Here is a 6,834-nt window from a genome sequence, read left to right as displayed (position 1 = left end):
CCCATCTTCTCTGTCGATATCGCAGCCGATGGCCGGGGCATCACAGCCCGGCCAGCGACACGTCAAATCCCGACACCGCACAAAATCGGCCAACGCCCTCGACGGCACATACCCCTCCTCCGGCGGCGCATCACCCGGGTGGATCAACGCCACCTGCTTGGCCGATTTGGCGAGTTCGGCGAGCAGCTCGGGGGTGATCAGCCCCTCAGCGCCGAGCTCCGAGCCCGGCGCGCTGCTGTGCCCGTCCAGGGTGGCTTGTTCGGCGATCACATGGATCACCACCGGGCCCGCGGGCGGGCGTTTCCCGGCCGCGCAGTCGGTTCTGCCGCAGCGGCAGCCCAGCCGATCCGCCCCGGCGGCCAGCGCCCCCAGCGCATCCGCGCGGCGCTGCTCGCGGGTGCGCGGATCGTGCGCACACACCGTGGCCGCCAACGCATTCAGCCGCTTGTCCAGCGCGTGGGCATCCGGGGTCAACAGCACCCCGCCGATCTGGGCGGTGCCGTCCTGATCCGGCCCGATCCACACTTCCCGATCGCGCTGGGCCTTGGCGCGCCGGCGCACCGCATCCACATCGGCGCGGGCCACGATCCGATCCACCTGCCCAACCAACCGGCCCCGACTCATCGACGGCCAGCGCGCCACATTGGCCGCCAGCTGCGCGTCCACCCTGGCCAACACGTCGCGATCCTCGATCAGATCGGTGCGATACACGATCGTCTGAAACAGCCGCAAATCGATATCGCCGGCCCGAAACACCTCGGCCACCAAGGGCAGGCGTTCGCGCATGGCCCGCGCGTAGTGCAGCCGGCTGGCCGCCAGCCCCTGGCTGATCCGCAACGCCGCCCCCACCTCTGCCGCAACCGCCTCCATGGTGTCGATCGCCCAGTCCTCGGTCTCCGCACACCGCGAAAGCCGATACCCGAATAACCGCCCGATCGCCTCCAACTGCGCGGCCGCCGCCCGGTTTTCCACCCGCGCGAACACGCCGATCTCGTCCAGCAGCGCCGCGGACTGCGCCGTCGTCGACGGATAGCACCGCTCGATCATCTCGTCGAACCGGGCCATCACCTCGGCACGAGCAGCTTCATCGAACATGTGTTCGAGTATAACCGCACCCGGCGACAAGAGTCGGCCGCGTGCCCCAAGCCCGGACAACCGTCACCGAAGTCCTGACACACCAACCGCCACCAATGTCCTGATGCAGAACTGTCACCGATGTCCTGAGACATCACCCCCCGACAATTCCGCCGATGCTTCGAGGCCGCCGCAAGAATCGCACAAGGATCAGGCAAGCCGGCCGCGGGATTGTTTGCCCGAGCACGGCACCCCTAGACCCCCGCGATGTCCGTCCCGAAAGGACGCCCAATGACCACAACGTCGTACCACCGGCGGGCCATGACAATCACGAAGCTCGCCTTGGTCGCAATGACGGCGGTCGCGGCAGCCACCGGCCTTCCGGCCGCTGCACACGCGGACGAGAGCCACGACTTTCAGTCCCCGTCGGGCAACATCCACTGCAAGATGGGCTATGCCCAGGGGACCGATCCGGGCGTCGTTTGCACCATCGCGAACTCCACCTACGCGGGGCAATGCCAATCCGGCGGCTTGGTTGCCTGGCCGCAATTCGGGCTTTGGCAGGGCGGATCCCCGTCGTCGCCTAAGGACACGCCGTGTGTCGTTGGTGATAACAAAACGCCGATATCGCCCACGCTCGACTACGGCCAGAAAACGCGCTCGCTTGGCGCGATCAGTTGTGACAGTGAACAATCCGGCGTGACGTGCACCGACAGCAGCACCGGTCACTTCTTCCAATTGTCGCGGGAGTCCTACCAGGTGGGCTGATCGAGCCCGAAAGGAGCAACGATGAAAATCAAAATGATCGCGACGATGTCGATCGCAAGTGTCGCGGCGACGGTTGGCCTGGCCGCGACCGCGCACGCCGACAACGAGGAGGTCGACTTTCAGTCGCCGTCAGGAAACATCGCCTGCACGATGTTGTTGGTGCCGGGCGATAACGGCAATAACAATGTGCAGTGTGATCTTGCTGATCACACATTTCAGACACCGGGAACGTGCAGCACTTCGGCAACTGGTGTTGCGGCGATTCTGAACATCTCAAGGCCTCAGCCAGACGTGGGCTGCGACGCATACGCTTCCCTACTTCCCTCCTCCTGGCCCGTACTCGACTACGGCCATTCGCGATCGCTCGGCGTGCTCCGCTGCGATAGCGAACCATCGGGGGTAACTTGCACCAACACCAAAACCGGGCACTTCTTCCGCCTCTCGCGCGACTCCTACGAAGTCGGCTGAGTCACGTGCGGCTGCGGACGCTCGTCAGGCGCCGCAGAAGCGGCTGGAGCCATACTTGCCGCACCAGATGTCACCTGCGTTCGCATCGCTGAGTTCGGCGTCGTTGTCGGCTAAGTGCAGGACGGTGACCCCGTCTGGGGAAACGACGAGCTCGGCCTTCCACGCGGTGTGATCGTTGAGGGTGCTGTCCATTCCGTCGCCCCACGCACCGATGCGCTGATCCAACCTGATCGTGAGACCCAGACCGTCGCCCTGGGTCCAGCGCATGGTCCACTTCTCGCCGTCGCGGGCGCTGGACCCGAGCAGGATCGTCCCGGTGCCGTCGGGCGCGATCGTCATCATGCTTTCGTGCCTCTGCCACTTTCCGACGTAGTCGCCGCGCGCCGTCTGCATCGGCGTGTTGTCCGCCGGATCGGCGTTGGCGACCGCGGCATGCACAACGAGGGCGGCCGCTGTCGCGGTGAGCGCCGCGATCGAGCGGACAGCAAATTTGGGCATGGCAAAAATCCTTCTGGGTATTCGGTTGCCGTCCGATGATTGCCTGTCGACTACAACCCTGGCAAGCAGATGGGCGCTCCGTAACACGGCGGCGGTCCGAGCGGCTGCCGGGGGGCGTCGCCCTCCCAGACGAACTGGCCGACGTTCCCCATGCCTCCGACGGGGACCCAGTACCAGTGGTGGCAGACGTTCATGTCCCACCGGACATCCGGCATCGGCAGCGGCTTCCCCGGGCACCAGTCGTGCGGGACGGTGAAGTTGTCGGCATGGGCGGTGCTCGCGGTCAGCCCCAAACCCGCCACCGCGACGCCGCCCGAAAGCAGCGCCCCGGCAACCACTTTCTTCAGGGTGGTATCCATGACCGCAATGTAGCGCCGGCCGCTTGCGAGATTCTTGCGCCGGATCGGCTACCGGGCCAACTTCGAAAGCACCTCGGTGACAACGGAATCCGTTGCGACGGATACTTGCTCACCTGACGCGAGGTCCTTCACCCCGACGGTCCCGGCCTCGATGTCGCGTTCGCCGAGCACCAGGGCGATGCGGGCACCGGAGCGGTCGGCCGCGCGCATCGCGCCCTTGAGCCCGCGGTCGCCGTAGGCCAGGTCGACGCGGACACCGGCGCTGCGCAGCTGCCCGGCGAGCACCGCCAGCGAGAGCTTCGCCGGCTCGGACAGCGGCACCCCGAACACGTCGCTGCGCGTGGTCTCCCCCACCGTCTTGCCCTCAGCGCGCAGCGCGAGCATGGTCCGGTCCACCCCCAGCCCAAACCCGATGCCCGACAAGTCTTGTCCGCCGAGCTGGCGCATCAGGCCGTCGTAGCGCCCGCCGCCGCCGATCCCGGACTGCGCGCCCAAACCGTCGTGCACGAACTCGAAGGTGGTCTTCGTGTAGTAATCCAGCCCGCGCACCATCCGCGGGTTGATCACGTACGGCACCCCGAGCGCGTCGAGGTGGGCGAGCACCGTGTCGAAGTGTTGCTTGGCGCCGTCCGACAGGTGGTCGAGCAGCACCGGCGCGTCGGCCGTCATGGCCCGCACCTCGGGTCGCTTGTCATCGAGCACCCGCAAGGGATTCAGCTGCGCGCGTCGCCGCGTCTCCTCGTCGAGGTCGAGCCCAAACAGATACTCCTGCAACAGTTCCCGGTACTGCGGGCGGCAGCTCTCGTCACCGAGGGAGGTGATCTCCAGCCGGAACCCGTCGAGGCCCAGCGAGCGGAAGCCGCCGTCGGCGACGGCGATCACCTCGGCGTCCAGCGCCGGGTCGTCGACGCCGATCGCCTCGACGCCGACCTGCTGCAGCTGGCGATACCGCCCGGCCTGCGGACGCTCGTAACGGAAGAACGGGCCCGCATAGCAAAGCTTCACCGGCAGCGCGCCGCGGTCCAGGCCATGCTCGATCACCGCGCGCACCACCCCGGCGGTCCCCTCGGGCCGCAGCGTCACCGAGCGGTCACCGCGGTCGGCGAACGTGTACATCTCCTTGGACACCACGTCGGTGGATTCGCCGACGCCGCGGGCAAACAGGGCGGTGTCCTCGAAGATGGGCAGCTCGACGTCGCCGTAACCGGCCCGGCGGGCCGCAGCCAGCAACCCGTCGCGCACCGCGACGAACTGCGCCGAATCGGGCGGGAGGTAGTCCGGCACCCCCTTGGGGGCAGAGAACTCCGTCACCGGCTCAGGCCCTCGAGGAACGGATTGAAACGCCGCTCCGCGCCGATGGTGGTCGACGGCCCGTGGCCCGGCAGGACGACGGTCTTGTCGTCCAGCACCAGCAGCTTGTCGATGATCGAGGTCAGCAGGTCGCGGCCGCTGCCGCCGAACAGGTCGGTGCGGCCCACCGAGCGCTCGAAGAGCGTGTCGCCGGTGAAGACCACCTCTTTGTCCCCGGCCACCCGGAAGACCACCGAGCCGCGGGTGTGCCCGGGCGTGTGGTCGACGTTGACGGTCACGCTGCCCAGATCCAGCTTGTCGCCGTCGCGGTCCAGCTCCACCACCTGCTTGGGCTCCCGGAAGAACGCGCCCGTCACCAGCTGCGCCAACCGCGGGCCGTAGCCGTGGATCGGGTCGGTCAGCATGAAGCGGTCCTCGGGATGGATGTAGGTGGGGCAGCCGAAGGTGTCGGAAACCTTCTGCGCGGACCACATGTGGTCGATGTGCCCGTGGGTCAGCAGCACCGCGGCGGGGGTCAGCCGGTTCTCGTCCAGGATTCGACGCAGCGCACCCATCGCGCGCTGACCGGGATCGACGATGACGGCGTCGGTTCCGGGCCGGTCAGCCAGCACATAGCAGTTGCACTGCAACATGCCGGCGGGGAATCCAGTGATCAACACGGTTCCCAGTTTCCCACGGGACCCGATTGGCACCGGTCACCGCGCCCACATTAGCCTGGGCTGGCAATCTCGGGCCCCGACATACCAACCATGGAGGCATTCCGGCCGTGCCGACCAACGAACAGCGACGTGCGAACGCCAAGCGCAAACTCGAGCGGCAGCTCGAGAAGCGCCAGAAGCAGGCCAGAAGGCGCCGGATCGTGGTGATCGCCGGGGGTTCGGTCGCGGCGGTGGCCGTGATCGTCGCGGTGGTGATCGCCATCGTCAACACCAAGCACGAGAACAAGAGCAACACCGCGGCGCCAACCAGCACCACCGCCGCCAGCAGCTCCCCCGACAGCACGACGCCCGGACCGACGGGCGTTCCGCCGTTGCCGCCGTTCAAGCCGTCGGCCAACCTGGGCGCCAACTGCCAATACCCGGCGTCGTCGGACGCGGCCGCCAAACAGGTAAAGCCGCCGCGGACCGGCAAGGTCCCGACGGACCCGGGCCAGGTGAGCGCGAGCATGGCGACCAGTCAGGGCAACATCGGGCTGATGCTGGCCAACAACGAATCGCCTTGCACGGTCAACAGTTTCGCCAGCCTCATCGGCCAGAAATACTTCGACGGCACCAAATGCCACCGGCTGACCACCTCGGACACGCTGGGCGTCCTGCAATGCGGCGACCCGAAGGGTGACGGCACCGGCGGCCCCGGCTACCAGTTCGCCAACGAGTACCCGACCGACCAGTACCCGCCCAACGACCCCAAGGCTCAGCAGCCGGTCGTCTATCCGCGCGGCACCCTGGCCATGGCCAACGCCGGACCCGGCACCAACGGCAGCCAGTTCTTCATGGTCTACAAGGACTCTCAGCTGCCGCCGCAGTACACCGTCTTCGGCACCATCCAGGCCGACGGGCTGGCCGTCCTGGACAAGATCGCCAAGGCCGGCGTCGCCGGCGGCGGCGAGGACGGGGCCCCGGCCAGCGAAGTCACCATCAAGTCGCTGCTGCTCGACTAAGCCCTGGCCCCGCGCAACACCGGCGGCGGATTGGTGAGAATCGCCAGTCTCACCTGATCCACCGTTTATGGTTCGTGGGGTGACCGTGGATCCGGAGTCGTTCGGCCGCTACCAGATAATGGGGTTGCTGGGCCGGGGCGGCATGGGACGTGTGTACCGCGCCTACGACCCCGCCACCGATCGGGTGGTGGCGCTCAAAGTGCTCCCGCCGCATTTGGCCGAGGACAATCAGTTTCAGCAAAGGTTCCGCCGCGAGGCACGCATCGCGGCCGGCCTCAACGATCCCCACATCGTGCCCATCCACGGCTACGGCGAGATCGACGGCCAGCTGTATGTCGACATGCGACTGATCGAGGGGCGCGACCTGGCGGACTACATCGTCCAAAGCGGTGGGCGGCTCAGCCCCGAGCGGACCGTCGCGGTGATCGAACAGGTTGCGGCGGCGCTGGATACGGCCCATTCGGTGGGCTTGATCCACCGCGACATCAAGCCGAAGAACATCCTGGTGACCGCGGCGCGAGATTTCGTCTACCTGATCGATTTCGGCCTCGCCCGCGCGCAGACCGACACCGAGCTCACGGGCACCGGCGCCACGATGGGCACCGTGGCGTACCTGGCGCCCGAACGCTTCAGGGGCACAACGGATCACCGCGCCGACGTGTACTCGTTGGCCTGTGTGCTCTACGAGTGCCTCAC

At 67.2% G+C, this 6,834-nt stretch carries 9 protein-coding genes; 4 read left to right on the top strand and 5 right to left on the bottom strand.

Features of this window, described 5'->3' with window-relative positions:
- Positions 1 to 1,095, bottom strand: a 1,095-nt coding sequence (locus N415_RS18095; RefSeq protein WP_068184878.1) for a 13E12 repeat family protein, incomplete at its 3' end; no start/stop codon positions are given.
- A 270-nt stretch (positions 1,096 to 1,365) separates the two neighbouring features.
- On the opposite strand from N415_RS18095, the gene N415_RS18090 reads away from it, so the two are divergent.
- Both N415_RS18090 and N415_RS18085 read left to right on the top strand, forming a co-directional pair.
- Positions 1,366 to 1,842, top strand: coding sequence for a DUF6636 domain-containing protein (locus tag N415_RS18090; protein ID WP_152531460.1), 477 nt, complete (start codon positions 1,366 to 1,368; stop codon positions 1,840 to 1,842).
- Positions 1,843 to 1,863: 21 nt separating this feature from the next.
- Positions 1,864 to 2,310, top strand: coding sequence for a hypothetical protein (locus N415_RS18085; RefSeq protein WP_068184870.1), 447 nt, complete (start codon positions 1,864 to 1,866; stop codon positions 2,308 to 2,310).
- 24 nt (positions 2,311 to 2,334) lie between these two features.
- Here N415_RS18085 and N415_RS18080 read toward each other — a convergent pair whose 3' ends face one another.
- Genes N415_RS18080 through N415_RS18065 form a run of 4 tightly spaced genes read right to left on the bottom strand, consistent with a single transcriptional unit; the run spans position 2,335 to position 5,137 of the window.
- Positions 2,335 to 2,808 (bottom strand): hypothetical protein, encoded by a 474-nt coding sequence (locus tag N415_RS18080; protein ID WP_068184867.1) that lies wholly within the window; start codon positions 2,806 to 2,808, stop codon positions 2,335 to 2,337.
- A 50-nt stretch (positions 2,809 to 2,858) separates the two neighbouring features.
- Entirely contained in the window at positions 2,859 to 3,167 is a 309-nt protein-coding gene (locus tag N415_RS18075) for a hypothetical protein (RefSeq protein WP_068184864.1), read from the bottom strand.
- A gap of 48 nt (positions 3,168 to 3,215) precedes the next feature.
- Positions 3,216 to 4,478, bottom strand: a complete 1,263-nt coding sequence (gene hisS / locus N415_RS18070) for a histidine--tRNA ligase (RefSeq protein WP_068184861.1) — start codon at positions 4,476 to 4,478, stop codon at positions 3,216 to 3,218.
- The gene (locus N415_RS18065; protein ID WP_068113690.1) at positions 4,475 to 5,137 is read right to left on the bottom strand and encodes an MBL fold metallo-hydrolase; all 663 of its coding nucleotides are present in this window, start codon (positions 5,135 to 5,137) and stop codon (positions 4,475 to 4,477) included. Before N415_RS18065 ends, hisS begins: the two co-directional genes overlap by 4 nt.
- A 107-nt stretch (positions 5,138 to 5,244) precedes the next feature.
- Between N415_RS18065 and N415_RS18060 the strand changes: the two genes are divergently transcribed.
- Both N415_RS18060 and N415_RS18055 read left to right on the top strand, forming a co-directional pair.
- Entirely contained in the window at positions 5,245 to 6,138 is an 894-nt protein-coding gene (locus N415_RS18060; RefSeq protein WP_068184860.1) for a peptidylprolyl isomerase, read from the top strand.
- A 79-nt stretch (positions 6,139 to 6,217) separates the two neighbouring features.
- Positions 6,218 to 6,834, top strand: a 617-nt coding sequence (locus N415_RS18055; protein ID WP_152531459.1) for a serine/threonine-protein kinase, incomplete at its 3' end; no start/stop codon positions are given.

It is taken from the genome of Mycobacterium sp. UM_CSW, from assembly GCF_000455205.1.
GTDB lineage: Bacteria > Actinomycetota > Actinomycetes > Mycobacteriales > Mycobacteriaceae > Mycobacterium.
The sequence above is the reverse complement of the archived record's forward strand: the minus strand, read 5'-3'. Positions and strand labels throughout refer to the sequence as shown.